The organism is Nonomuraea sp. NPDC005501 (assembly GCF_040605905.1).
Classification (GTDB): domain Bacteria; phylum Actinomycetota; class Actinomycetes; order Streptosporangiales; family Streptosporangiaceae; genus Nonomuraea.
Window position 1 is genome coordinate 1 of record NZ_JBEXDT010000115.1, and the last position, 24874, is coordinate 24874.

Consider the following 24874-nt stretch of genomic DNA (forward strand, 5'->3'; position numbering starts at 1 on the left):
CGAGGGGATTCGGCGGTCTCGTCGGGGCGATTATTCTGAGCCACCCATCTCGGCAGAGCCGGTTGATGGTCCTCGGCGGCGGCAGCTTCAGAGCTGGCCAGCGCGGCGACGGAGCCGACGGGCCGGTCGGACGTCCAGGTGAGGGTACGGGCGGCGGTGTCGGCCACCAGCCGCACGCGCCGCCCCGCGCCGCCGATCTCCGCCCGCACGTCGTCCGCCCGCACGTCGTCCGCCGGGTCGGCGGCGCCGGCGGCGGGCTTCCCGGCCGCGTACAGGCGGACCCGGGGCAGCCGGGACGTCCCGCGGACCTCGACCACGGACCGCTCCCCCAGCGCCCACGACGCCGCCACCTCCCCCCGCACCCCGGACACCACGGCGTCGATCGTCGGGCCCGCCTTCAGGTCCGTGTACGAGGCCCGCGCCTGGCGGATCACCCCCGTGCCCCGGTAGACGGCCTTCCCCGCGGCCGGGTCGAGGCTCACGTCCACGTCGCCGGGGGTGTCGGACAGCTCGACCCGGGCCAGCCGCGTCCCGTCCAGACTCGCGGCGGCGACGAAGGACCCGCCTGAGCCGCCCTCCAGGCGGGCGCGCGGCGCGGAGCCGTACGTCACGTCGAGCCCCGACACCCCGGTCAGCAACGCCGAGACGCCCAGCGCCGCACCGCTCTTGATCATGGTGACGTGCCCGCCGCGGGGGCTGGACACCGCGCCGCCGCCCCGCTGGAGCACCACGGCGAGCCTGCCGATGGCGGTGCCGGCGGTCTGGGTGACGCGGTTCGCGGCCGGGTCGCTCTCCAGGCGCACCTTGGCCGGCAGGCCGTCCAGCTCGGCCCGCAGCACGGTCCGGCCGGCGGCCCGGTCGAAGTAGAGCAGCCTGGCGGCGCCCGCCCGCGCCCCGCCGGAGGTCACTTCCAGGGTGTGCCGGCCGCCGCCGGTCCCGTACGTGGCGGTCAGGGACGGCGGCACGTCGCGCAGCTCGGCGGTCATCGCCCGCGACAGGCGGCCGTCGCCGTAGACGTAGCTCCGCAGCTCCGCGCGTCCGGCCGGGCTGGACCCGGTGAACCGCACCCGCGCGGACCCGTCGCCGCGGGCCAGCTCGATCCGGGCCCGGGTGGGCATGCGGTCGAGCACGGCCCGCGTGTACCTGCCGCGGTCCACGGCCACGGCGTCGATCCTGGCGGGGGCGGAGGCGGAGATCTCCAGCGCGGGGGTGCTGAGGTCGGCGTCGACGGTGAGGCTGGCGGTGGCGGGCGTCTGGGTGAGGCTCACCGCGGCGCGGCCGGTCAGCCCGGCCATGACGGCCGCGGAGGCGCCCGGCTTCGTGCGCTTCACGGCGGCCCGCACCCGCGTGCCGGACAGGTCGACGGTGAACGTGCCACGGTCGGCGTCCGACAGGGACGCCCCCTTGCGGAGCCCGTCGAAGCCGACCGACACGCGCCCGTCGTACTCGGCCCACACGCGCGCCCTGAGTCCGCCGGCGGCGCCGGGCAGCCGCCGCACGGCGAACCCGAGGCCCACGGCGCCCTCCTGGGGACGGGCGGCGGGCACCAGGCCGGCGGCCAGGTCGGGAAGGCCGTCGCCGGTGACGTCGGCCACCACCGGCACCGCCACGGGCCGGACCGCCGAACACGAGACCGGCACCTCGGCGCTCTCCACACACAGCCGGTACGTCACCCCAGCCGACGTGCCGCCCGACGTGCCGCCCGACGTGCCGCCTCCGGTGGGGAAGGCGCCGGTGAGGGTGTCGGCGAGGGAGCGGGACAAGGTGGCCGGCGCTCTCTTCACCGTCAGCGGGCGGGCGTCGCGGGTGTCGGGGAGCACGGACCGTACGCCGGGGCCGTCCGCGCCGACGTGGCGGGCCGCCTCGCGCTCGACCTCGCTCACCAGCCTGGGCCCCGCCGGGACGGTGATCTCCGGAGCGGCGGGCGCCGCGAGCCGGCCGTCGGCGTCCCGCAGGGCCGGGGACGCTTCCGTGGGGACGTTCACGGTGGCGGGAGCGGGCAGGCGAACGGCCGGCACCGGCCGCACCCGCACCCCGGCGGAGTCGGCCGGGGAGAGGACCGCGGGACTGATCGTCCGGGCGGCGCCGGAGACTTGCGCCGCCCGGACGAGACCCCGCATCGGGTGGGGCGTCGCGCCGTCCACTGCCCCCGCACCCGCCGGACCCGCCTCTGACAGGGGCTCCGCCGCGTTCACCGCCGCGGAGCCGGTCGTCAGAACGGCGCCGGCCAGGGACGCGGAGGCGAGCACGCGCGCGAACGCGTGCCGTGGATACCGCGACATCTAACGCTTACCCCCGAAGCGGTCTCAATCATCACATCTCTAACGAGAGTTACGACCCGACCACATTTCCTCACTATTCGTCAATCTGGGCTCAACATGGGGCCCCAGATCGATCACGGGCGGTACGCCCGCAGCCGTGCCCGCCGGTCCGGCACCGCCGCGAGGATGGCCACGTACATGGGGTCGCGCGCGTACCGGTAGAGACCGCCCATCACCAGCCGCGACAGCGGCACGGCGGCACGGCGACGATCGAGCACAGATGAGTCCGGCGGAGCCGCCGGCGCATGCGCCGCAGGCTCCGCCGGATGCCTTCGATCAGGTGCAGGGGCTCGTGGACCACGTGATGTAGCCGGTGACCCTGCCCCAGGTCGAGACCTCACCATCGCAGAACTGCGTCTTGACCCCGACCAAGTTGGTGCGCGCCGGGTCGGAGAAGTACTGGGTGTTGCACATGTAGCCGGCGCCGCAGGCAGGGGCGGCCTGCGCACCGGCCGGGACGGTGGCGAGCGCGGCGGTGGCCATGGCCGCGACGGCCAGTACGCGACGGATCATCAGTCATCCTCCCTGAGCACGAAACAGCACGAAGATCCCGCGACTTCATGGGCGGCCCAACCGGTGATCGAGATGATCCGTCCCCGGGGAGGAAAACGCAAGAGGGGCTCATGTCCCACTGTGCCGCATCGAGCCGCGACCTTCCTCACCGGCTTCCCGCTCGAGGGCGTCGATGGTGGTGCGCAGCCAGGTCAGCTCCGCCTGACCGGTGGCCCGCGCGATGGCCAGCAGCCCCTGCCGGAAGGGGTCGCCGAACTCCTCCGCCCCCATCGGCCGGTCGCCGTCGTAGAAGAAGCTCGTCGGCTCTTCCAGGAACGCGAGCCGCCTGCGCAGCACCTCCGCCTGGGCGGCCGGGTCGTCCAGATGCCGCAGGAAGGCGAGCAGGGCGAACCATCGGTTCTCGTCGCTGATGTCGAGCGGGGCGGGTGCGCGCAGCCGCCGCTCCAGCTCCGCCGTCCCCGCGCCGGTCAGATAGAGGACGCGGCGCGGCGCCGCGGCCGCGCCGGGCTCGTCCTTCCTCGTGACCCACCCGGCGGCGGCCATGCGCTTGATCGCCGGGTAGAGCGTGCCGTCCGCCACGGGGCGGACGTGGCCGGTCAACGCGGCCACCTTCACGCGCAGCTCGTACCCGTGCGACGGCCGCTCCCTGAGGAACCCGAGGATCGCCAGCTCCAGCATGTCCCCTACTATACCTCGAAGCCGATATATATTGCTTACGATGCATCAGGAAAGGTTCACTCATGCGTGACGCGACGGTCCACCCGAGCGGCGCCCGGATGCGCTGGGTCGAGCTGCCCGGCACCGATCCGGCCGTGGTCTACGTGCACGGCCTGGGCGCCATGTCGGCCCCCTACTACGCGGCCACGGCGGCTCACCCGCTGCTGGCCGGCCGCCGCTCGCTCCTCGTCGACCTGCTCGGGTTCGGCATCAGCGACCGGCCGGCCGACTTCTCCTACACCCTCGAGGCCCACGCCGACACGCTCGCCACAGCCCTGCGGCAGGCCGGGGCGAGCCGGATGTCCCTGATCGCGCACAGCATGGGCGGCGCGGTGGCCATCGTCCTGGCCGCCCGCCATCCCGGCATCGCCGAGCGCCTCATCCTCGTCGACGCCAACCTCGACCCCTATCCGCCCACACCGGTCACGCCCGGCGGCAGCGGCATCGCGAGCCACACGGAGGACGACTTCGTGGACCACGGCTGGAGGGAGGTCCGCGACCGGGTGGGTCCGCACTGGTGGTCCACCATGCGCCTGGCGGACCGCCGCGCGCTCCACCGCTCGGCGGTGAGCCTGGCCGAGGGCACGGACCCGACCATGCGCGAGCTGCTCATGGCCCTGCCGATCCCGCGCGCGTACCTGTATCCGGAGGGCGAGGCCCCCGCCTCGGCCGGCGACCTCGCCGCCGCGGGCGTGGGGCTCCTGGAGATCCCCGACGCGGGCCACAACGTCATGCTGGACAACCCCGAAGCCTTCGCCCGCGCCATCGCCGGGCTCCTGCCCTGACGGTCGCCTTCCGGGTCCCGCGCAACGGAAATGCCGTCGAGAGTCGCCGTCCCCGCTGGCTACCGTGGGCCCGTGGACATCTTTCTGACGACCGACCGGCTGCTCCTGCGCCGCTTCACCGAGGACGACGCCGAGCTGCTGGTCGAGCTGGACAGCGACCCCGAGGTGATGCGGTTCCTCTCCGGCGGCAGGCCCACGCCGCGCGAGAAGATCGTGGAGGAGGTCCTGCCCGCCTTCATCCGCTCGGGCTTCTTCGCGGCGATCGAACGGGACACCGGCGAGTTCGCCGGCTGGTTCCACCTGCGGCCCGCGCGCGGCGGCGATCCCGCGGAGCCGGAGCTGGGCTACCGGCTGCGCAAGGCGTCCTGGGGCAAGGGGTACGCGACGGAGGGCTCCCTGGCGCTGATCGACAAGGCGTTCGGCGAGCTGGGCGCCCGGCGGGTGTTCGCCCGGACCATGACCGTGAACCGCGGCTCCCGGCGGGTGATGGAGAAGTGCGGCCTGCGGTTCGCGCGGACGTTCTTCCAGGACTGGCCGGAGCGGATCGACGGCTCGGAGGAGGGCGAGGTCGAGTACGAGCTGCTGCGCGGCGAATGGGAAGCGGGAAGGTCGTGAACTCGCCGGGCCCTGGATGTCGATCCCGGCGCGGTCCGTTCGTGTAGAGGGTGAGAGGACGGCGACGGCGCCGGCCACGACACCGAGGAGACACCCATGCAGCAGTACCTGCTCAGCCTGTACCAGCCGGACGGGGACCCGCCGCCGCCCGAGGTCCTGGAGCCGATCATGAGGGAGCTCGCGGTCGTGAACCGGGAGATGCGGGAGGCGGGCGCGTGGGTGTTCGACGGCGGGCTGCACGCGGCGAGCAGCTCCACCGTGGTCCGGGTACGCGACGGCGACATGCTCATGACCGACGGCCCGTACACCGAAGGCAAGGAGCACATCGGCGGTTTCGTGGTCGTACGGGCGGACGACCTGGACGGGGCGCTGGAGTGGGCGCGCAGGATCGGGGCCGCCAGCGGGCTGCCGATCGAGGTCCGCCCGTTCAAGGACCTGCGCTGACCCGCGACGTGCCGCCCGCGTCCGGCCCCTCCTCCCCGGAGGGGCCGGGCCGGCCTCAGCCGCCGCGAGCGCCGGACCCGCTGAACCGGCCGGTGGACGTCGAGGGGGTGTTCCGGCGGGAGTACGCCCGGGCGGTGGCCGTGCTGGTGCGCCACTTCCGCGACATCGACCTCGCCGAGGAGGCCGTCCAGGACGCGTTCACCGTGGCGCTGGACCGGTGGCCGGCCGAGGGGACGCCGCCGAGCCCGGCCGGCTGGATCATCACGACCGCCCGCAACCGGGCCGTCGACCGGCTGCGCCGCGAGTCGTCCCGGGCCGACCGGCACGCCGCCGCGGCCCTGCTGCACGCGGGGGACGACCCCGGCTCCACCGCCGAGGAGGGACCCGTGCACGACGACCGGCTGCGCCTCATCTTCACCTGCTGCCATCCGGCCCTGGCCGTCAACGCCCAGGTCGCCCTGACGCTGCGGCTGCTCGGCGGGCTCGGCACCGCGGAGATCGCCCGCTCGTTCCTGGTGAGCGAGCAGGCCATGGCCCAGCGGCTGGTGCGGGCCAAGGCGAAGATCCGCGACGCGCGGATCCCGTACCGGGTGCCGCGCGAGGCGGACCTGCCGGACCGGCTCCGCTCGGTGCTGGCCGTGGTCTATCTGGTCTTCACCGAGGGACACACCGCCGCCGCCGGGGACCGGCTCGTCCGCGACGACCTGTGCGCGGAGGCCGTACGGCTGGGGCGGTTGCTGGCGGAGCTGATGCCGGACGAGCCCGAGGTGCTGGGGCTGCTCGCGCTGATGCTCCTCGTCGGCGCGCGCCGGGCCGCCCGCACCACGCCCGGCGGGAGGCTGGTGCCCCTGCCGGAGCAGGACCGCTCGCTCTGGGACCGGGAGCTGATCGCCGAGGGCCACGCGCTGGTCCGCCGCTGTCTGCGCCGCGGGCGGCCGGGGCCGTACCAGATCCAGGCCGCGATCAACGCCGTGCACGGCGACGCGCGCACGGCCGCGGACACCGACTGGGGGCAGATCGTGCGGCTGTACGACCAGCTCCTGGCCGTCGCCCCGTCCCCGGTCGCGGCGCTGAACCGGGCCGTCGCGGTGGCCGAGGCCGAGGACCCGCGGGCGGCGCTCGCCCTGGTGGAGGAGCTGGACCTGGACGGGTACCACGTGTTCCACGTCGTACGCGCCGACCTGCTGCGGCGAGTGGGGCGTACGGCGGAGGCGGCGGACGCCTACGACGCGGCGATCGGCCGCACGGCCAACGCCGCCGAGCAGGACTTCCTGCGGCGGGCCCGCGCCACGCTGACCTGAGAGACACCGGGGATACCTGGTGCACTGGTCCGACCAGTGGCTAGGGTGCTGCGTATGACGGGATACGACGCGTTGTTCCGCCTCGACGGGCGGCGGGCTGTGGTGATCGGGGCCGGGAGCGGCATCGGCAGGGAGGCGGCGCTGGCCCTGGCCGCGCACGGCGCCGAGGTCGTGTGCGCGGACCGCGACCTGCCGGCCGCCGAGAAGACCGCCGCGCGGGCCGGCGGGACGGCCCGGCTGCTCGACGTGCTGGACGCGGACGCGGTGCGGGAGGCGGCGGACGGCGAGCCGGCGGACGTGCTCGTGTTCACCGCCGCCACCAACGTCCGCAAGCGGCTGCTGGACTACTCCGGCGAGGAGTTCGCCCGGGTGGTGGACCTCAACCTGCGGGCCTCGTTCGACGTGGTCCGCGCCTTCGGTGCCGGGATGGTGGAGCGACGGCGCGGGTCGATCATCGGGTTCGCGTCGATCCGGGCGTCGGTGACGGAGCCGGGTCAGGGCGTCTACTCGGCCACCAAGGCCGGGCTGGTGCAGCTCCTGCGCACGGCCGCCGCCGAGTTCGGCCCGTACGGGGTGCGGGTCAACGCGGTCGCCCCCGGGGTGGTGGAGACGCCGCTGACCCGGCAGATCAAGGACGACCCCGCCTGGTACGACGCGTACGCCGCCAAGAGCGCGCTGGGCCGGTGGGCGCGGGCGGAGGAGATGGCCGGGGCGGTGGTGTACCTGGCGAGCGACGCGGCGAGCTTCGTCACCGGGTCCGTGCTGTACGTGGACGGCGGGTGGACCGCCGTGGACGGCCGCTTCGACCCGCCCGCCTGACCAGATGGCCCGGAGGTGGGGCACCGCCGGGGCGGCTCGCGGGAGGCCCGTACCGGCTGTTAACGTTCACACAACGTAACGGCGTGAAAGGGGAGCGCACGTGTCCGCGAGCATGGAGGAGCGGGTTCTCGGCCGGACCGGCCGCCGGGTGGGCGTCGTCGGGCTGGGCGCCTGGCAGCTCGGCGCCGACTGGGGCGAGGTGGCGGAGGACGACGCGCTGGCCACGCTGGCCGCCGCCGCCGACGCGGGCGTGACGTTCGTCGACACGGCCGACGCCTACGGCGACGGGCTCAGCGAGCGCCTGATCGGCCGCTTCCTGAAGACGCGGCCCGGCGTCACCGTGGCCACCAAGATGGGCCGCCGCGTGATGCCCCAGGAGCCGGGCGTCTACACGCTGGACAACTTCCGCGCCTGGACCGACCGCTCCCGCGCCAACCTCGGCGTCGACGTGCTGGACCTGGTGCAGCTGCACTGCCCGCCCACGCCCGTCTACTCCTCTGATCAGGTGTTCGACGCGCTCGACACGCTCGTCGCCGAGCAGCGGATCGCCGCGTACGGCGTGAGCGTCGAGACGCGGGAGGAGGCGCTGCGGGCGATCGCCCGGCCGGGCGTGGCCACCGTGCAGATCATCCTCAACATGCTGCGGCTCGGCCCGCTGGACGAGGTGCTGCCGGCCGCGCGCGCGGCAGGGGTGGGCGTCATCGCGCGAGTGCCGCTGGCCAGCGGCCTGCTGTCGGGCAAGTACGACGAGCACACGACGTTCCCCGAGAACGACCACCGCACCTACAACCGCGCGGGCGAGGCGTTCGACGTCGGGGAGACGTTCTCCGGCGTGGACTTCGCCACGGGCCTGGCGGCGGTGCGGCGACTCGCGCCGCTCGTCCCGGAGGGGGCGACGATGGCGCAGTTCGCGCTGCGCTGGATCGTGGACCAGCCGGGGGTGAGCGTGGTGATCCCGGGCGCCCGCAACCCGGCCCAGGCCCGCGCCAACGCGGCGGCGGCCGGGCTCGCGCCGCTGCCGCCGGAGGCGCTGCGCGTGGTGCGGGACGTCTACGACGACCTCATCGCCCCGCAGGTGGCCGCCCGCTGGTGACGCGGGCTCCCGGCCGGCCGCCCACGCGCGGGGAAGGCCCGGGGCGGCGTCAGGCGGGCCAGGCCGCGAGGGCCAGGTCCGCCGTGGCGGCGAGCTCGGCCGCCGTCGCGCCGTCGCGGGACCGCTGGGACATGCCCTGGATGACCGCCGCGAAGTAGGCGGCCAGCGCCTTCGGGTCGGCGTCCGCCGGCAGCTCGCCCTCGTCCCGGGCGGCCCGCAGCCGCGCCTCGAAGGTGACCAGGTTGGCGTTGCGCAGGTCGCGCAGGAAGGCCCCGATCTCCTCGTCCTGGACGGTCACGTTGGTGGCCGCGCAGATGGTCAGGCAGCCGGCCGGATGTGACGGGTCCGGGTAGATCTGGGCGGCCTCGCGCAGGATGCGGGCGAACGCGCCCCGCGCCGTGGGCTCCTCCTCCAGCGCCACCCCCATGAACGCGCCCACCGGCGAACGGCCGTAGGCGGCCACGGCCTCCTTGAACAGCGCCTTCTTGTCCCCGAAGGCCGCGTACAGGCTGCCCGGCCGGATGCCCATCGCCTCGGTCAGGTCGCCCATCGAGGTCGCCTCGTACCCGCGCCGCCAGAACAGCAACGTGGCCGCCGCGAGCGCGGCGTCGCGGTCGAACGCGCGCGGCCTGCCCCGCGCGGCCCGCCGGACCCCTCCGGCCTCCGCGTCCGTGTCCGTCGTCATGCCACCCATTGTAGAGCGACCGCTCAACAATTCGTGCTAGCGTATTTGTTGAGCAATCACTCAAGAAAAGGGGGGCATCATGGGCAGGACCATGGACGGCAAGGTCGCGCTGGTCACCGGTGGCGGCAGGGGCATCGGCCGGGCCATCGCCGAGCGGCTGGGCCGCGACGGCGCGGTGGTGGCCGTGGCCTACGCCCGCGACACCGCCTCGGCGGAGGAGGTCGTGACCCGTATCCGCAAGGACGGCGGTCAGGCGTTCGCGATCCGGGCCGAGCTGGGCCGGCACGGCGACGCGGCCGAGCTGTGGGCGGCCTTCGACGCCGGCGTCCGCCCGCTCGTGCCCGGCGGCGGCGTGGACGTCATCGTGAACAACGCGGCCATCGGCCGCAGCACCGATCTGGCGAACCTCACGGAGGAGGGGTTCGACGAGGTGTTCGCGGTGAACGTGCGGGCGCCGTTCTTCATCGTCAAGGAAGGGCTGGGCCGGCTGCGCGACGGCGGCCGGATCATCAACGTCTCCAGCGGCGCGGCCCGCATCGCGATGCCCGAGATCATCGCCTACGGCTCGACCAAGGGCGCGCTCGACACGTTCACCCTCAACCTGGCCAAGCAGCTCGGGCCGCGCGGCATCACGGTCAACTCCGTGGCGCCCGGCATCGTCGACACCGACGTCAACGCGAGCTGGCTGCGCGGCGACCCGGAGGCGCAGGCGCGGGCCGCGGCGGTGGCCGCCCTCGGCCGGGTGGGACAGCCGGACGACATCGCGGACGTCGTCGCGTTCCTCGCCTCGGACGACGCCCGCTGGGTCACGGGCCGCGTCGTCGACGCCACGGGCGGCTCGGGCCTGTGACGCCCCCCTCAGGTCAGGCGGTCACGGGCGGATGATCGCCATGCGGGTGACCGTGAGCTCCTCGATGGCGAAGCGGGGGCCCTCCCGGCCGGCGCCCGAGTCCTTGACGCCCCCGTACGGCATGTTGTCCGCGCGGAACCCCGGCACGTCGTTCACCACCACCCCCCCGGCCTCGACACGGTCGATGGCGGCGAACGCGGTGGACAGCGAGCGGGTGAAGACCGCGGCGTGCAGGCCGTAGCGGGAGGCGTTGACGGCGGCGAAGGCGGCGTCCAGGTCCGGCACCGAGCGGACGCACACGACGGGGCCGAAGATCTCCTCGTCCCACACGGCGGCCCCGTCCGGGACGTCCGCCAGGACCGTCGGCGCGATGGCCCGGCCGTCGGCGACGCCCCCCGTGACGAGCGTGCCGCCCGACTCCCTCACCCGGCCGAGCACCCTCTCGGTCGCGGCCGGGTCGATCAGCGGCGCGACCCGCGTCTCCGGCGAGCGCGGGTCCCCGGTGACGACGTCCTTCATCCGCGCCGCCAGCAGCGCCAGGAACGGCTCCCGTACGGGCTCCTCCACCAGCACCCGCTGCACCGAGATGCACGCCTGACCGGAGGCGTAGTAGCCGCCCCGCACGACCGCGTCCGCCGCGGCCTCCAGGTCGGCGTCGGCGGCCACCACGAGCGCGGCGTTCGAGCCGAGCTCCAGCAGCACCTTGGTGGGCGCGGCGGCCCGCGCGATGGCGTGGCCGGCGGCGGCCGAGCCGGTGAACGACACCGCCCCGATCCGCCGGTCCTCCACCAGGGCCCGCCCCACCTCGACGTCCCCGGTCACGAGCTGGACCCCGGCCGGAGGCAGCGCGCCCGCCGACCGCAGCAGGTGCACGAGCCAGAGCGTGGCCAGCGGCGTCGCGGGGGCCGGCTTGACGATCACCGGGCAGCCCGCGGCCACCGCCGGGGCGATCTTGTGGGCGGCCAGCAGGAGCGGGTAGTTGAAGCCGGTGATCCCGACCACCACGCCGATCGGCCGCCGCGTCCAGAACCCGATCAGCCCCTCCCCCGACGGCAGCAGATCGAGGGGCACGGTCTCGCCGTGCAGCCGGGCCACCTCCTCGGCCGCCGTGGCGAGTGTGACGAGCGTGCGCGCCACCTCCACCCGGCAGTCCACGAGCGGCTTGCCGGTCTCCAGCACGAGCAGCCGCTCGACGTCCTCCCGGCGCGCGGCGAGGGCGTCGTGCGCGCCCATCAGGGCGGCGCGGCGGGCGTGCGAGGGCAGCGCGGCCATGGCCGGCGCCGCGGCGAGCGCCTCCTCGACGGCCCGGCGGGCCAGCTCCGGTGTGCCGACCGGCGCGCTCGCCACCACCGAGCCGTCGTACGGGAAGACGACGTCACGGGAGAGCCCGGTCTCCACCCAGCCGTCGCCCACGGGCAGCCCGGCCGGCCATCCATCTTCGGCGTTCATCACGCCACGCCCCCTCTGGCGCTGGGAAACACGTCGAGATACGCGGGCGCGCCCGCGCGCCCGGTCGCGGCCAGGACGGCGTGCGCCACGGCCCGGCTGAACACGTCGGCCCCGGCGGCCAGCACGTCCTGCAGCCCGTACGGGTCCGGCGCGGGCTCGCCGCAGGTGGCCAGCCCGAAGATCGTATCGCCGTCGACCATGGTGTGCGCGGGCCTGATCGCCCTGGCCAGCCCGTCGTGGGCGACGCCCGCGAGCTTGCCGCACTGCGCCTTGGTGAGGGTGAGGTCGGTGGCGACGACGCCGATCGTGGTGTTGAACGAGGTGACGGCGGCGGGCCGCCAGGCGGCGGACTCCTCGGGCGACGGCTCGCGCAGCGGCCCGAACTCGCCCGGCAGGCCGTACCGGGTGCCGGACAGCAGCGCGCGGCCCGGGTCGAGGACCGACCCGGCGGCGTTGACCACGGCCAGCGCGGCCACGGTCACGCCGGAGGGCAGCACGGCGCTGGCGGTGCCGACGCCGCCGGCCAGCCCGCCCGCCACCGCTCCGGCGCCCGCACCGACCGACCCGCTGCGCGCCTCGGCGGCCGAGGCGGCGTCCAGGGCGGCGGCGCCCAGCGCGCCGTCCGGCACGGCGCGGAACCGGCCGCCGCGCCCCAGGTCGTAGATGACGGCGGCGGGCACGATGGGCACCACGCCGCCCTCGACGGGGAAGCCGATCCCCGCGTCGGCCAGCCGCTCCATGACGCCGCACGCGGCGCTCAGCCCGTACGCGCTGCCACCGGCGAGGGTGATCGCGTGGACGCGCTCGACGAGGTTGCGCGGGTCGAGCAGCTCGGTCTCCCGGGTGCCCGGCGCGGCGCCGCGCACGTCCACCCCCGCGACCATGCCGCCGGGGGGCGCGAGCACGACGGTGGTGCCGGTGCGGTAGCCGCCGCCGACCCGCTCCGCGTGGCCGACACGCAGGCCCGGCACGTCGACCAGCGCGTTGGCGCGCCCGGCCTTCACGCCCGCCTCCCAGGCCCGGATGAGCGGGTCCCGGTGAGGAAGCGGCGGGCCGCCTCGGCGAACACGCGGGTGCACTGCACGATCTCGTCCACCTCGACGTACTCGTCGGCCTGGTGGGCGATCCACTTGCCGCCCGGCCCGTACACGACGGACGGCACGCCGCCCCAGTGCGTCAGGACGGTGCCGTCGGTCGAGCCGGGCACGCCCCCGTAGACGGGCTCCTCGCCGGTGACGGCCCGGTGCGCGCCGGCCAGCGCCGCGACCACGGGGTCGTCCACGGGCACCTCCACCGGCGGCCGGTCCACGAGGACCGACACCTCCGCCGCGATCCCGTCGTGGGAGGCCAGCTCCCGCACCCGGGCGGCGACGTCCGCGTGCGCGAGCCCGGGGACGGTCCGCACGTCCACGAAGACCGACGCGACCGCCGGGATGACGTTGACCTGCTCCTCGGTGCCCGCCCGCACCACGGTCGGCGTCACGTACACCTCGCCCAGATGCTCGTGGGCGGGATGCGCCGCCTGGAGCTCCTTCTCCAGGGAACGCAGCCCCACGAGCAGCGCGCCCACGGCCTGGATGGGGTTGCGGCCGTGCTGGGGCATCGCGCCGTGCGCCATCCTGCCGGTGAGGTCCACGCGCAGCCGCAGCGCGCCCTTGGCGACCGCGCAGATCTCGCCCGCCTCCGGCTCGGCCACGATCGCGCCGTCGACGTCGGCGGCCAGGCCCTCGGCGACGAAGTGGTGGGCGCCGATCATCAGACCCTCCTCGTCGGCCAGCGCGCACACCTTGATCCGGCCCGGGAACGGCCCGGCGAGCTGGAGCGCCCGCGTGGCGTAGAGGGCGGCGGCCAGGCCCGACTTCATGTCGGCGCTGCCCCGCCCCCACAGCTTCCCGTCGCGGATCTCGCCGCCGAACGGGTCCACCGTCCAGCTCGACAGGTCGCCCTCGGTCACCACGTCGGTGTGCCCCTCGAACATGAGGGTCGGCCCGTCACCGCCGCCGCCCTCGACGACGGCCACCACGTTGGGCCGGCCGGGCTCGACCTCGTAGACGCGCGGCTCCCAGCCCCACTCCCGCATCCGGGCCTCGACCAGCTCGGCGGCCGGCCGCTCGCAGCGCCCGCGGGCCGGATCGTTGGTGCTGGGGATCCGCACCAGCGCCTGGGTGAACTCCACGACTCCGCGGGCGTCTACGTCGATCACAGCAGTCCCTCCAGGGTCGGTACGGCCGCCAGCAGCGCGCGCGTGTACGGGTGCTCCGGCGCGGCCCACACGTCGTCCACCGGGCCGCTCTCCACGATGAGCCCGTCGTGGACGACCGCGACGGTCTCGCACAGGTGCCGGACCACGGCCAGGTCGTGCGAGACGAAGACGAGGGTGAGGCCCAGCTCGTCGGCCAGGTCGGCCAGCAGGTTGAGGATCTGGCCGCGTACCGACACGTCGAGGGCGCTGACCGGCTCGTCGGCGACGAGCACCTCCGGCCGGGGCGCGAGGGCGCGGGCGATCGCGATGCGCTGCCGCTGGCCGCCGGAGAACTGGTGCGGGTAGCGGCCGGCCGCCGAGGCGGGCAGGCCCACCGCGTCGAGCAGCTCGGCGACGCGGTTCCCGACGGGCTCCCCGAGCGCGACCAGCGGCTCGGCGACGAGGTCGCGCACCCGCATGCGCGGGTCGAGGGAGCTCATCGGGTCCTGGAAGACGATCTGGAGGCTGCGCCGCAGGAACCGCAGCGACCGCTCGGGACGGCCGGTCACCTCCCGGCCGCCGAAGGTGACGGAGCCGCTCGTGGGCCGGTCGAGCGCGCAGAGGAGGCGCAGCAGCGTGGACTTGCCGGAGCCGGACTCGCCGACGATCCCGAACCGCTCGCCGCGGTGGACAGTCAGCGACACGCCCTTCAGCGCGTGCACGGCCTCGCCGGGGCGGGTGAGCGAGCTGCGGGGGCGGCGGTAGACGCGGGTGAGGTCGCGCACCTCGATCAGCGGCTCGCCCCGGGAGCCGCCCGCGCGGCCGTGGCCGCCTGCCGCGGCCGTCGCGGCCGTCGCATCGGTCGTGGCGGTCACCGGGTCAGTCCCGGGGGTGCCGGCATGCGAAGGCATGGCCGTCTCCTGTCAGCTCCGGAACGGTCGCGCAGACGTCGGAGGCGTGGGCGCACCGGTCACGGAAGACGCACCCCTCCGGGAAGGTCCCCGCCGCCGGCACGGTGCCCGGGATGGTGGCCAGGCGGGTGCCGCGCGGCGGGAGCCGGGAGGCGGCCAGCAGGCCCTCGGTGTAGCGGTGGCGGGGCCGGGCGAACACCTCGCGCAGGGGGCCGCTCTCGACGACCCGCCCGCCGTACATGACGAGCACCCGCTCGCAGACCGAGGCGACGACGGCGAGGTCGTGGGTGATGAACAGCAGCGCGGGCGCGACCTCGGCGATGAGCTCCAGCATCTGCCGCTGCACGGTCACGTCGAGCGCGGTGGTCGGCTCGTCGCAGATGAGCAGCTCGGGCTCGTTGGCCAGGGCGATGGCGAGCATGACGCGCTGGCGCTGGCCGCCGGAGAGCTGGTGCGGGTAGGAGCGGGCGATCCGCTCGGGGTCGGGCAGGCGGACCCGGCCGAGCAGCTCGACGGCGCGCTCGCGGGCGCCGCGCGCCGGGGCGCCGTGCAGGGTCATGACCTCGGCGACCTGCGCGCCGACCCGCATGAGCGGGTTGAGCGCCGTCATGGGCTCCTGGAAGACCATGGACACCGTACGGCCGCGCAGGTCCTTCAGCCGCCGCTCGGGCACGCCCACCAGGTCGCGCCCGCGCAGCCGGGCGGTGCCGGACGCGGTCACGCCGTCGGGCAGCAGCCCCATGAGCGCCAGCGCGGTCAGCGACTTGCCGGAGCCGGACTCGCCGATGAGGCCGACGCGCTCGCCCGGCCCGATGCCGAACGACACCTCCCGCACCAGCTCGATGTCCTCGGCCCGCACACTCAATCCCTCAACCGTCAGCACGGATGCTCCTCAGCTTCGGGTCGAGATGGTCGCGCAGGCCGTCGCCGAGCAGGTTGAAGCCGAGCACGGCCAGCGCGATGGCCAGGCCGGGCCACAGGGCCAGGCGCGGGGTGGAGAACAGCAGCTCCTGCGACTCCTGGAGCATGCGCCCCCACGACGGCGTGGGCGGCCGGGTGCCGAAGCCGAGGAACGACAGCGCCGCCTCGGCCAGGATCGCGATGGCGAACGACACCGACGCCTGCACGATGAGCACCGAGCCGATGTTCGGCAGCACGTGCCGCGCGGCGATGGCGGGGCCGCGGCGGCCGGCGGCGCGCGCGGCCAGGATGTAGTCGGTCACCATGACCTGCATCGTCGCCGCCCTGGCCACGCGGGCGAACGCGGGCACGGTGGCCACCCCGATCGCGATCATCGCGGTCAGCGTGCCCGCCCCGTACACCGCGCCCAGCATGACGGCCAGCAACAGCGCGGGGAAGGCGAACACCAGGTCGTTCACCCGCATGATGAGCTCCGACAGCCAGCCCCGGGAGCGGGGCGCCATGCCGGCGGCCACGCCCAGCGGCGTGCCCAGGACGGCGGCGATGCCGACGGCCACCACTCCCACGTAGAGGGTGGTGCGGGCGCCGACCATGAGCTGGCTGAGCGTGTCGCGGCCGAACTTGTCGGCGCCGAGCAGGTGACCGCCGCCGGGCTCGCGCAGCTTGGCGGCCGCGTCGACGAGGGTCGGGTCGTGCGGCGTCCACACGAACGAGACGAGCGCGGCCGCCACGACGATCCCGACCAGCGTGCCGCCCGTCACCAGCCCCAGGTTGAGCCGTCCCCTCATCGGGTGCCCCGCAGGCGGGGGTCGAGGGCGGCGTAGCAGACGTCCACCACGAAGTTGATCAGCAGGACGGCGGCGACCAGCACCATCACCACGCCCTGGACGAGCAGCAGATCGCGCCCGGCCACGCCGTTCAGCAGCAGGTCACCGAGCCCCGGCACGACGAACACCCGCTCGACCACGACGGCGCCGACCAGCAGGGTCGCGAGCTGGAGGCCGAGCACGGTGACCACGGGGATGGAGGCGTTGCGCAGCCCGTGCCGCCACAGGGCGCCCATCCGGCCCCTGCCCTTGGCCCGGGCCGTGCGCAGGTAGTCCTCGCGCATCACGTCGAGCACGGCGCTGCGCACGTACCTGGTCAGGACGGCGCCCTGGACCAAGCCGAGCGACAGCCACGGCAGCAGCAGGCCGCGCAGCCACCCGGCCGGGTCGTCGGCGATCGGCACGTAGCCGCCGGACGGCAGCGCCTGCGCCTTCACCGCGAAGACGAACACGAGCAGGATGCCAGCCAGGAACGCGGGTACGGCGATGCCGATCTGGCTGACGGCGCTGACGGCCGCGCCGAGCGGGTCGCGGTGGTGGACGGCGGCGAACGTGCCGGCCGGTACGGCGACGAGCAGCGCGATGACCATGCCGCCGACGACCAGCACCGCGGTCACGCCGAGCCGGTCGGCGATCTGCGGCCCGATCGGGGAGCTGGTCACGTACGAGGTGCCGAAGTCGCCCTGGGCCAGCCCGCCGAACCAGTCGAGGAACTGGGTGACCGGCGGCCGGTCGGTGCCGAACCGGGCCCGCAGCTCGGCGACCGCCTGGGGCGTGGCGTTGACGCCGAGCGCGACCTCGGCCGGGTCGCCGGGCAGCACGGCCATGAACGCGAAGACCGCCACGCCGGCGGCGGCGACGCTCGCGAGGAGCACCGCCAGCCGCTTCGACAGGTAGACGATCACTGCTTGGCGAGCCCGGTGAAGTCGAACGACTCGGCGATGGCGTTCTGGGGCAGGCCGGTGACGCCCTTCTTGGCCACCATCAGGTTGGGGAAGAGGAAGAGCCAGTCGGCGGCGGCGTCGTCGGACAGGAGCTTGGCGGCCTGCTTGAGGTCGTCGGTCTGCTGCTGCTCGCTGCCCTCGTCGGCGGAGGCGAGCAGCTTGCCGAACTCCGGATTGTCGTACCGGAAGTAGTACGACTTGTCGGCGAATATGCCCATGTCGCGGGGTTCGACGTGGTTGATGATGGACAGGTCGTAGTCGCCTTGCTTGAACACCACGTCCAGCCACCGGGCCGGGAACTCCAGCGGCTCGATGTCGGCCGTGATGCCCACCTGGGCGAGCTGCGACTTGACCACCTGGGCGGAGGCCACGGCGTAGGGCAGGTTGGGGATGCGCATCTTGACCGTGTACGTCTTGCCGCCGAGCAGCTCCTTGGCCTTGGCCGCGTCGTACGGGTAGTCGCCGGCGCGGTCCTCGTACCAGGGGTCGGTGGGCGGGACCATGGAGCCGATGAGCTTGCCGCGTCCGGCCCAGGCCGTGTCGAGCAGCGCCTTGTGGTCGATGGCGTACCGGACGGCCTGGCGCACCTTCTTGTCGTCGAACGGCGGGCGGCCGTTGTTCATCGACAGCACCACCTCGCCGTTGGTGGTGCCCTCGACGGTGACGAAGCGGTTGGGGTCGGCGAACTGCTGGAGCGACTCGGGGGCCTGGACGCTGGAGATGACGTCGATCCCGCCCGTCAGCAGCGCGTTGTTCATGGCCGTCGCGTCCTTGAAGTACTTGAGGGTGACGGCGCTCATCGCCGGCTTGGTGCCCCAGTACTTCGGGTTGGCGTCGAGCCTGATGGAGTCGCCGCGCTTCCACGAGCCGAGCTGGTAGGGGCCGGTGCCGACGGGCTTGTTGGCCAGGTCGGCGACGCCGGTGCGGCTGAACATGGCGCCGAGCCGGGTCGCCAGCGCGTAGAGGAAGCCGTTGCTGGGGCGCTTGAGCGTGACGACAGCCGTCGTGTCGTCCTTCTTGTCCACCTTGTCGATGACGTCGAGCTGCGACTTGATCTTCAGCTTCCAGTCCGTCCGCACGCGGCCGAGGGAGAAGACCACGTCGTCGGCCGTGAACGGGGCGCCGCTGGTGAAGGTGACGTTCTTGCGCAGCGTGAAGGTGTAGGTCTTCCGGTCCGGCGAGACTTCCGTCTTCTCGGCGAGCAGCGGCTGGATCCGGCCGTCCTGGTCGAGCTTGACCAGGCCCTCGTAGACGTTGACGAGCAGGGCCTGCGGGATGGCGGCGCCCTCGGTGGAGGTGAAGTCGAGATTGGCCGGCTCGGCCGTGAACCCGACCGCCAGCGTCCGCTTCGCGGCCGTTCCGCCGGAGCCTCCGCCGGAGCCGCCGCCGCAGGCCGCCGTGCCCAGCAGGAGCCCGCCCAGGGCCATCCAGATGCCGATGCGCCTCATGTCCAAGCCTCCTGGCTGTGCCCTGGCTAGTGCACTGGTCGGACCAGTAGGCTACGCACATTGCCAGCCGACGACGGCTCAGGTCAAGGGGGCGCAATGAGTGGTCCACGCTTCGAGCCGGTACGCACCGTACGCGCGTACGAGCGGATCGTGGAGCAGGTCGAGCAGGCCGTCGAGAGCGGCGCTCTCCGCCCCGGCCAGCGGCTGCCCAGCGAGCGCGACCTCATGGGCCAGTTCTCGGTGAGCCGGTCCACGGTGCGCGAGGCGCTGCGCGTGCTCCAGTCGCGCGGCCTGGTGCGCTCGCGGCCGGGCGACCCGCACGGGGCCGAGGTGCTGCCGTTCAGCCCCGACGCGCTGCAGAGGTCCATGGCCACGCTGGCCCGGGTCGAGGGCCTGTCGCTCGGGGAGCTGGTGCAGTTCCGGATGCTGCTCGACGGGTCGGCCAACCTGCTGGCGGCCCGGCTGCGCACCGACGAGCAGCTCGCCGAGATGGAGGCGGCCATCGATCGGATGCGCGCCACCCTCCGCGAGGGCGCCGCGGAAGGGCATGACGCGTTCAGCGCCGCCGACGTGGCCTTCCACGACGCGGTGGCGCGGGCCAGCGGCAACAAGCTCATCCAGATCTGCGTCGAGGTGGTGCGCTCGATCGTCGTCGACCTGGTGGCCGACCGGCTCGCCGCCGAGCCCGACCGGGAGGCGCTGATGCGGCGCAGCATCCGCCACCACGAGGAGGTGCTGGCCGCCGTCCGCGCCGGCGACGGCCCGCTGGCGGCCCGGTTGGCGCGGCAGACGATGTACGACTACTACGCGGACCACGTCCCGGCGGCCGAGCGCTCCCCCCTGCGGGCCCTGCTGGAGTAACTTTCCGGATGGACCGCGACATGTCCGGCCACCTTGGGATATGGACGCGCTATCTCCCGTTAACGGGTGTATGTTGCAGCCGTGGCGCGCGAGGATTCGGACGGGCTCGCCGAGGCGTTCCTGCGCGAGCCCCGTCGCTACACCAGCCACCAGGTCGCCGAGATGGCCGGGGTGCCGGTCTACCGCGCGCGCCGGTTCTGGCGGGCGCTCGGGTTCCCGAACGTGCGCGACGACGCCGTGGAGTTCACCGACTCCGACGTGGAGGCGCTGAGGACCCTGGTCGGCATGGTCAGCGCCGGCGTCTACGACGAGGAGCACGTGCTGCTCATAGCCCGCTCGCTCGGGCGGGCCACCACGCGCCTGGCCGAGTCGCAGGCGCAGCTCGGCGCCGAAGAGCTGGACCAGGCGGGCGTGCCGCTGGCCGAGCGGTCCCGCGCCTGGCGCCGCCGGGCCGACCGGGTCGTGCCCCCGCTCGCGCGGCTGCTCGTCTACTCGTGGCAGCGGCAGCTCGCCGCAGCGGCCGGCCGCATGGTCGACCAGGACCACACCGCGGTACGGCTGGCGGTCGGCTTCGCCGACCTGGTCGGGTTCACCCGGCTGAGCAGGCAGATCACCGAGCGGGAGCTGGCCACGCTGGTCGACAGCTTCGAGGGCCGCTCCGCCGACGTGGTGACCTCCTCCGGCGGCCGGATCGTCAAGACGCTGGGCGACTCCGTGCTGTTCGTCGCCGGCAAGGCCCACGAGGCGGCCGAGATCGGGCTGCGGCTGCTGGAGACGCACGCCAGGGTCCGGGGCATGCCGGAGCTGCGCGTGGGGCTGGCCGCGGGGTCGGTGATCTGGCGGATGGGCGACGTGTTCGGCACGACGGTCAACCTGGCCAGCCGGCTCACGGCGCTGGCCCGCCCCGGCACCATCCTGGCCGACCCGGAGATGGCCGAGGAGCTGGAGGGCGACCGCGCCTTCGAGCTGCGCCCGGTCAACCGGCTGTCGGTGCGCGGCCTGGGCGAGCTGGCGCCGTTCACGATCCTGCGCGCCGGCCGCGCCGGCTGATCCGACCCGTTCCCTGTTGAGGCCGGGCAACCCGGCGGGCGCGTCGATGCGTCACTAGCCGCAGTGGCCCTCAGCGGGAGGGCCGGACGAGACGCGTGCGGGCGCGCCGCGCCGGCAGGAGGCATTAGGTGGCGGATCGGGCGATATATCAGGAATTCGTGCTGGCGCGGTCGGACCGGCTGTTACGCACGGCCTACCTGCTGACCCGCGACTGGGCCCTGGCCGAGGACCTGCTGCAGGAGTCGCTGGCCAAGGCGTGGTTCGCCTGGCCCGGCGTGGAGGAGCCGGAGGCGTACGTGCGCCGCGTGCTCGTGACGACGTACACGTCGTGGTGGCGGCGCAAGTGGCGGCGGGAGCTGCCGAGCGACGACCTGCCGGACGTCCCCGTGGACGGCGGCGCCGGCCGCGACCGCGAGGAGCTGTGGCGGGCCGTCGGCCGCCTCCCCGCCCGGATGCGCGCGGTGATCGTGCTGCGCTTCTACGAGGACCTGCCCGTGGCCGAGGTGGCCCGGCTGCTGGGCTGCGCGCCCGGCACGGTCAAGAGCCAGACCGCCAAGGCGCTGGCCAAGCTGCGTGTGGACGAGTCGATCATGGAGGAGACCCACCGATGACCGTACGCGAGCTGCGCGACGTGCTGCGCGAGCACGGCGACGCCACTCCCCCGTCCAACCCGGTCCGCCACGAGCAGGTACGGGCCCGCATCTCCCGGATCCGGCTGCGCCGGCGGCTCGCCGCGGCCGGGACCACCGTGGCGGCGGTCGCCGCGCTGGGCCTGGTGTTCCTGCCAGGCATGGCCGGAGCGGGTCCCGACACGGCGGCCGTCACGTCCGCCACGGCCGGCCCGCTGGCCGGTTCGCCCGTCCCCGGCGGGCTGCCGGAGACGTTCACCTCGCCGGACGGCACCGGCTACCGGCGCCTGGCCACGGCCTCGATCGGGGCGACCGGCAGCAGGAAGGCCACGGTCACGGTCCCCGTCACCGGCAAGCCGCTGGACGTGGCGTTGATCTGCACCCGCACGAGCCGGGCGATGCCCGGTCTCCAGGTCAAGGTCAACGGACGACCGGTGCCGGCCCACATGTTCGCCTGTACGGGGCACAGGGAGCTTGCGCCGCTGATCGTGCCTCGGGGCGCGGGGGACCGGGCCGTGATCACCTTCGACACGACCACGCACGGCTCGGCCTGCGTGCGGGCCGACTCCAAGAGCCCCTGCCGCCCGGTGAAGCCGGAGCGCGCCTCCATGTCCATGGCCGTGTACGAGTGGACACCACCGGACACTCCTGTAGAGCCCAAGGCGCCCAGGGCGTTCCCCGCCCACCAGAGCCGCTGGAAGCTGGCGGACACCCGGACCGGCACCTGGCCTGCGGAGAGGTCCCTGACGTTCCGGGTGCGCGGCGACGGCCGCGAGTTCGGGCTCGACCAGATCTGCACCGGCGACCTGGCCGCGCGCCTGTGGTTCAGGTACGAGATCGACGGCAAGGACACCGGCGGCGCGAGCGGTTGCGGTGTGTGGGAGGAGGGGCCCTACCCGGGAGCGATGTCGCTGTACAAGGTGGCGAAGGGCAAGCAGGTGACCGTCACCCTCAAGCTGTTCATGAATTCGCCGGCGGACGGGCGGCCGGTCCGCTGGTCGGTGGGGCTCTTCCGGCAGTAGGCGTGAGGTGGAGGGCGCGCGAGCACGAAAACCCCGGGTGGTTGTTGGCAACTGCTTCGCTTGCGCGCCCCCACGGCCCCGGGTGATAACGGCTTGTCCCCAACAATCCCGGGCAACACCCATCAAAAGGGGGTTCCATGGCGCGCCACCGGATCATCGGGCTCGCAGCCACGCTCCTCGCCTTACCCCTCCTCACGGCCCTTCCCGCCACCGCGGAGGCCACGCACGCCGCCCCACCGGCCCCGGCGCCGTCCGACGTGCGGGAGCTCACCCGCAAGGACTTCACCCTCGACGGCAAGCCGGTCAAGGTGCCGTCGTCGTACCGGGCCAAGCCGAGTGCCAGGGCGAAGGCCGCGGACACGCCGCCGGTCGGCACCGTGCGGCAGTGGCTCGGCATGGACGACTTCAACGGGCGGCTCTACCGCAAGGACTACACGCTGCGCGGCGTCGGCGACAACATCGAGGTGTGGGTCGCCAACGACCTCGCCTTCCCCGCCGGCGACTGCCGCGCGCAGGTCCCGTCCAGCACGCAGGTCACCGACGCGCAGGTGGCGAGCCTCGTCCACGAGTTCGACACCAACATGTACCCGAAGGAGTCCGCCGCCTTCAGCCGGCCGCCGGACCGCGACGGCTCCAACGCCGCCCTCGGGCCCGACGCCAACGGCAACGGCGGCGTCTACACCGGCGCGGGCAACCGCACCGTGACGCTCGTGGACAACGTCAGGGACGACAACTTCTACGACTTCCCGGCCGCGCCCACGTACATCGCCGGGTTCTTCTCCTCGCAGTTCAACGAGCTGCTCGACCGCAACGTCATGACGATCGACGCGTTCGACTGGCTGCACCGCACCGGCGCCAACCCGCCGGACGAGCCCACCTCCGACCTGTGCACCTCCCGCCCGGCGCGGCCGCACCAGTACGAGAACACGTTCGCGCACGAGTGGCAGCACCTGGCCCACTACTACACCGACCCGCTGGAGACCACCTGGATGAACGAGGGCCTGTCGGACTTCGCGCAGACCCTCGTGGGATACGCCGACGCGAAGGCCACGGTGTTCGACCGGGGCGCCGACAGCCACATCTACTGCTTCCAGGGCTTCGGCACCGTGCAGACGCCGTACAACACCAACCCGCGCGACTGCGGCGGCCCGGAGAACTCGCTGAACCTGTGGGGCGAGGGCGCCACGGCCAGCGGGGTGCTCGCCGACTACGGCAACGCGTACTCGTTCATGCTGTTCCTGTACGACAGGTACGGCACGGACTTCCTGACGCGCCTGCACCGTGACGGCGACCTGCAGGGCCTGGCCAGCCTGCGGGCGGCGCTGGAGGCGCGCGGCGTCAAGAGCCCGTACCAGGTGATCCACGACTACCAGACGGCGACCCTGGTGGACAAGATCGTCGGGGAGTCGGCCAGGGGCGTCATGCTCGGCGTGCCGAAGAAGCGGGTGAGCACCGCGAGCCTGCGCTCGACGGTCAACCTGGACAACCCGGCGGCGTACAGGACGGCCGGCGCCGCCCCGAACGGCGCCGACTACGTGCCGCTCCAGGCGACCGGCGGGAAGGTCCTGCGCGGGTCGGACCTGCGGTCGCTGTCGTTCGAGGGCGCGAAGACGCTGCCCGCCCAGCCGCTCGCCTGGACCGTCGTCTCCGACGACCCGGACCGGGCCGGCAACCCGGTGCTGTGGTCGGGCAACTCCAGCAATCTCGACGCCGCCGCGGTGACCCGGGTGACGGTCCCCACCGCGGACCCGACGCTGCGCCTCCTGGCCAAGTACGGGGCGGAGAGCGGCTTCGACTACGGCTACGTCGTGGTCTCCACGGACGGCGGCGCCACCTACACCGCCATCCCCGGCGACCGCACGGTGACGGGCCCGCTCGGCCCGGCGCTCAACGGCACCACCACCGGCTTCGAGCCGCACACCTTCAGCCTGGCCGCCTACGCGGGCAAGGAGATCCTGCTCGGCTTCCGGTACGTCAGCGACGCGGGCGTCAACGAGGGCGGCCTGCGGATCGACGACGTCACGGTCGGCGGCACGGCGGTGAGCGACGGGTCGAGCCTGGAGCCGTTCGACTCGCCGACGGAGATCCACCCGACGCCGGTCGCCAACTGGAACGTCCGCCTCGTCGGGCTGGACGACAAGCACGCGGTGGCGCTCCAGGTGGAGTCCGACGGGCGGCGCACGCTCTCGCTCAACCGGCTCCAACTCGCCGTGCTGGCCCCGTTCCCGAAGGTGGTCGCGGTGGTCGCCTACGACGACCCGACGGAGCAGGTGGGGCAGTACGCGCCGTACACGCTGAAGGTCAACGGCGTCACCCAGCCGGGGGGCGCCCCGCAGCAGTGACACCGGTGTGAGCCGGCGGGAAGGCGGCGCCCCACCCCGCGCGGGGCGAGGCGGGGCGCCGCCCGGACCGCTATGACGGCGCGCGGACGATGGGGTGGGTGACGTCGTGGGTGACGAGGTTGCCGCACATGCCCCAGCGGTCCTG

25 protein-coding genes are annotated in these 24874 nt (G+C 74.1%); 12 read left to right on the plus strand and 13 right to left on the minus strand.

The window, feature by feature from the left end:
- The 4 genes from ABZS51_RS37045 to ABZS51_RS37060 form a co-directional block, all read right to left on the minus strand.
- Positions 1–2282 (minus strand): hypothetical protein (locus ABZS51_RS37045; protein ID WP_355451359.1); only part of this gene is annotated, 2282 nt, incomplete at its 3' end.
- A gap of 113 nt (positions 2283–2395) precedes the next feature.
- Positions 2396–2539, minus strand: a complete 144-nt coding sequence (locus ABZS51_RS37050) for a hypothetical protein (RefSeq protein WP_355451362.1) — start codon at positions 2537–2539, stop codon at positions 2396–2398.
- Between the two features lie 58 nt (positions 2540–2597).
- Positions 2598–2834 carry a DUF6289 family protein gene (locus ABZS51_RS37055; RefSeq protein ID WP_355451365.1) on the minus strand — a complete coding sequence of 79 codons (237 nt, stop codon included), beginning with the start codon at positions 2832–2834 and terminating at the stop codon, positions 2598–2600.
- A gap of 108 nt (positions 2835–2942) precedes the next feature.
- Positions 2943–3512 (minus strand): PadR family transcriptional regulator, encoded by a 570-nt coding sequence (locus ABZS51_RS37060; protein ID WP_355451368.1) that lies wholly within the window; start codon positions 3510–3512, stop codon positions 2943–2945.
- A 62-nt stretch (positions 3513–3574) separates the two neighbouring features.
- Between ABZS51_RS37060 and ABZS51_RS37065 the strand changes: the two genes are divergently transcribed.
- The 6 genes from ABZS51_RS37065 to ABZS51_RS37090 all read left to right on the plus strand — a co-directional run bounded on the left by ABZS51_RS37065 (position 3575) and on the right by ABZS51_RS37090 (position 8608).
- Complete coding sequence (locus tag ABZS51_RS37065; protein WP_355451371.1) at positions 3575–4336, plus strand: alpha/beta hydrolase; 762 nt, start codon at positions 3575–3577, stop codon at positions 4334–4336.
- A 72-nt stretch (positions 4337–4408) separates the two neighbouring features.
- Positions 4409–4951 carry a GNAT family N-acetyltransferase gene (locus ABZS51_RS37070; protein ID WP_355451374.1) on the plus strand — a complete coding sequence of 181 codons (543 nt, stop codon included), beginning with the start codon at positions 4409–4411 and terminating at the stop codon, positions 4949–4951.
- A gap of 96 nt (positions 4952–5047) precedes the next feature.
- Complete coding sequence (locus ABZS51_RS37075) at positions 5048–5395, plus strand: YciI family protein (RefSeq protein ID WP_355451377.1); 348 nt, start codon at positions 5048–5050, stop codon at positions 5393–5395.
- A gap of 92 nt (positions 5396–5487) precedes the next feature.
- Positions 5488–6696, plus strand: a complete 1209-nt coding sequence (locus ABZS51_RS37080) for a DUF6596 domain-containing protein (protein WP_355451380.1) — start codon at positions 5488–5490, stop codon at positions 6694–6696.
- Between the two features lie 54 nt (positions 6697–6750).
- Positions 6751–7515 carry an SDR family NAD(P)-dependent oxidoreductase gene (locus ABZS51_RS37085; protein ID WP_355451383.1) on the plus strand — a complete coding sequence of 255 codons (765 nt, stop codon included), beginning with the start codon at positions 6751–6753 and terminating at the stop codon, positions 7513–7515.
- 112 nt (positions 7516–7627) lie between these two features.
- Positions 7628–8608: an aldo/keto reductase gene (locus ABZS51_RS37090; RefSeq protein WP_310710209.1), complete on the plus strand. Its 981-nt coding sequence runs from the start codon at positions 7628–7630 to the stop codon at positions 8606–8608.
- A 49-nt stretch (positions 8609–8657) separates the two neighbouring features.
- On the opposite strand, the gene ABZS51_RS37095 is transcribed toward ABZS51_RS37090, so the two are convergent.
- Positions 8658–9293, minus strand: coding sequence for a TetR/AcrR family transcriptional regulator (locus tag ABZS51_RS37095; protein ID WP_355451385.1), 636 nt, complete (start codon positions 9291–9293; stop codon positions 8658–8660).
- Between the two features lie 79 nt (positions 9294–9372).
- Here ABZS51_RS37095 and ABZS51_RS37100 point away from each other — a divergent pair, with 79 nt between their 5' ends.
- Positions 9373–10143: an SDR family oxidoreductase gene (locus ABZS51_RS37100; RefSeq protein ID WP_355451388.1), complete on the plus strand. Its 771-nt coding sequence runs from the start codon at positions 9373–9375 to the stop codon at positions 10141–10143.
- Between the two features lie 21 nt (positions 10144–10164).
- Here ABZS51_RS37100 and ABZS51_RS37105 read toward each other — a convergent pair whose 3' ends face one another.
- Genes ABZS51_RS37105 through ABZS51_RS37140 form a run of 8 tightly spaced genes read right to left on the minus strand, consistent with a single transcriptional unit; the run spans position 10165 to position 18825 of the window.
- Positions 10165–11592 carry an aldehyde dehydrogenase family protein gene (locus ABZS51_RS37105; RefSeq protein WP_355451390.1) on the minus strand — a complete coding sequence of 476 codons (1428 nt, stop codon included), beginning with the start codon at positions 11590–11592 and terminating at the stop codon, positions 10165–10167.
- Complete coding sequence (locus ABZS51_RS37110) at positions 11592–12596, minus strand: P1 family peptidase (protein ID WP_355451393.1); 1005 nt, start codon at positions 12594–12596, stop codon at positions 11592–11594. The genes ABZS51_RS37105 and ABZS51_RS37110 overlap by 1 nt, the downstream gene beginning before the upstream one ends.
- A complete protein-coding gene (locus ABZS51_RS37115; protein WP_355451396.1) occupies positions 12593–13795 on the minus strand; it encodes a M20 family metallopeptidase in 1203 nt (400 codons plus the stop codon). The genes ABZS51_RS37110 and ABZS51_RS37115 overlap by 4 nt, the downstream gene beginning before the upstream one ends.
- Positions 13792–14685, minus strand: coding sequence for an ATP-binding cassette domain-containing protein (locus ABZS51_RS37120; protein WP_355451399.1), 894 nt, complete (start codon positions 14683–14685; stop codon positions 13792–13794). Before ABZS51_RS37120 ends, ABZS51_RS37115 begins: the two co-directional genes overlap by 4 nt.
- On the minus strand, positions 14654–15568 hold the full coding sequence (locus ABZS51_RS37125) for an ABC transporter ATP-binding protein (protein WP_355451402.1): 915 nt from the start codon (positions 15566–15568) through the stop codon (positions 14654–14656). Before ABZS51_RS37125 ends, ABZS51_RS37120 begins: the two co-directional genes overlap by 32 nt.
- A complete protein-coding gene (locus ABZS51_RS37130; protein ID WP_355451405.1) occupies positions 15555–16394 on the minus strand; it encodes an ABC transporter permease in 840 nt (279 codons plus the stop codon). Before ABZS51_RS37130 ends, ABZS51_RS37125 begins: the two co-directional genes overlap by 14 nt.
- Entirely contained in the window at positions 16391–17338 is a 948-nt protein-coding gene (locus ABZS51_RS37135; protein ID WP_355451408.1) for an ABC transporter permease, read from the minus strand. The genes ABZS51_RS37130 and ABZS51_RS37135 overlap by 4 nt, the downstream gene beginning before the upstream one ends.
- Positions 17335–18825 (minus strand): ABC transporter substrate-binding protein, encoded by a 1491-nt coding sequence (locus tag ABZS51_RS37140; RefSeq protein WP_355451411.1) that lies wholly within the window; start codon positions 18823–18825, stop codon positions 17335–17337. The genes ABZS51_RS37135 and ABZS51_RS37140 overlap by 4 nt, the downstream gene beginning before the upstream one ends.
- 96 nt (positions 18826–18921) lie before the next feature.
- Here ABZS51_RS37140 and ABZS51_RS37145 point away from each other — a divergent pair, with 96 nt between their 5' ends.
- The 5 genes from ABZS51_RS37145 to ABZS51_RS37165 all read left to right on the plus strand — a co-directional run bounded on the left by ABZS51_RS37145 (position 18922) and on the right by ABZS51_RS37165 (position 24729).
- Complete coding sequence (locus ABZS51_RS37145; protein ID WP_355451414.1) at positions 18922–19686, plus strand: FadR/GntR family transcriptional regulator; 765 nt, start codon at positions 18922–18924, stop codon at positions 19684–19686.
- A gap of 81 nt (positions 19687–19767) precedes the next feature.
- Positions 19768–20736 carry an adenylate/guanylate cyclase domain-containing protein gene (locus ABZS51_RS37150; RefSeq protein ID WP_310710192.1) on the plus strand — a complete coding sequence of 323 codons (969 nt, stop codon included), beginning with the start codon at positions 19768–19770 and terminating at the stop codon, positions 20734–20736.
- A 128-nt stretch (positions 20737–20864) separates the two neighbouring features.
- Positions 20865–21347 carry a SigE family RNA polymerase sigma factor gene (locus ABZS51_RS37155; protein WP_355451418.1) on the plus strand — a complete coding sequence of 161 codons (483 nt, stop codon included), beginning with the start codon at positions 20865–20867 and terminating at the stop codon, positions 21345–21347.
- A complete protein-coding gene (locus ABZS51_RS37160; protein ID WP_355451421.1) occupies positions 21344–22387 on the plus strand; it encodes a hypothetical protein in 1044 nt (347 codons plus the stop codon). Before ABZS51_RS37155 ends, ABZS51_RS37160 begins: the two co-directional genes overlap by 4 nt.
- A gap of 137 nt (positions 22388–22524) precedes the next feature.
- A complete protein-coding gene (locus tag ABZS51_RS37165) occupies positions 22525–24729 on the plus strand; it encodes a hypothetical protein (protein WP_355451424.1) in 2205 nt (734 codons plus the stop codon).
- Positions 24730–24874 lie beyond the last annotated feature (145 nt).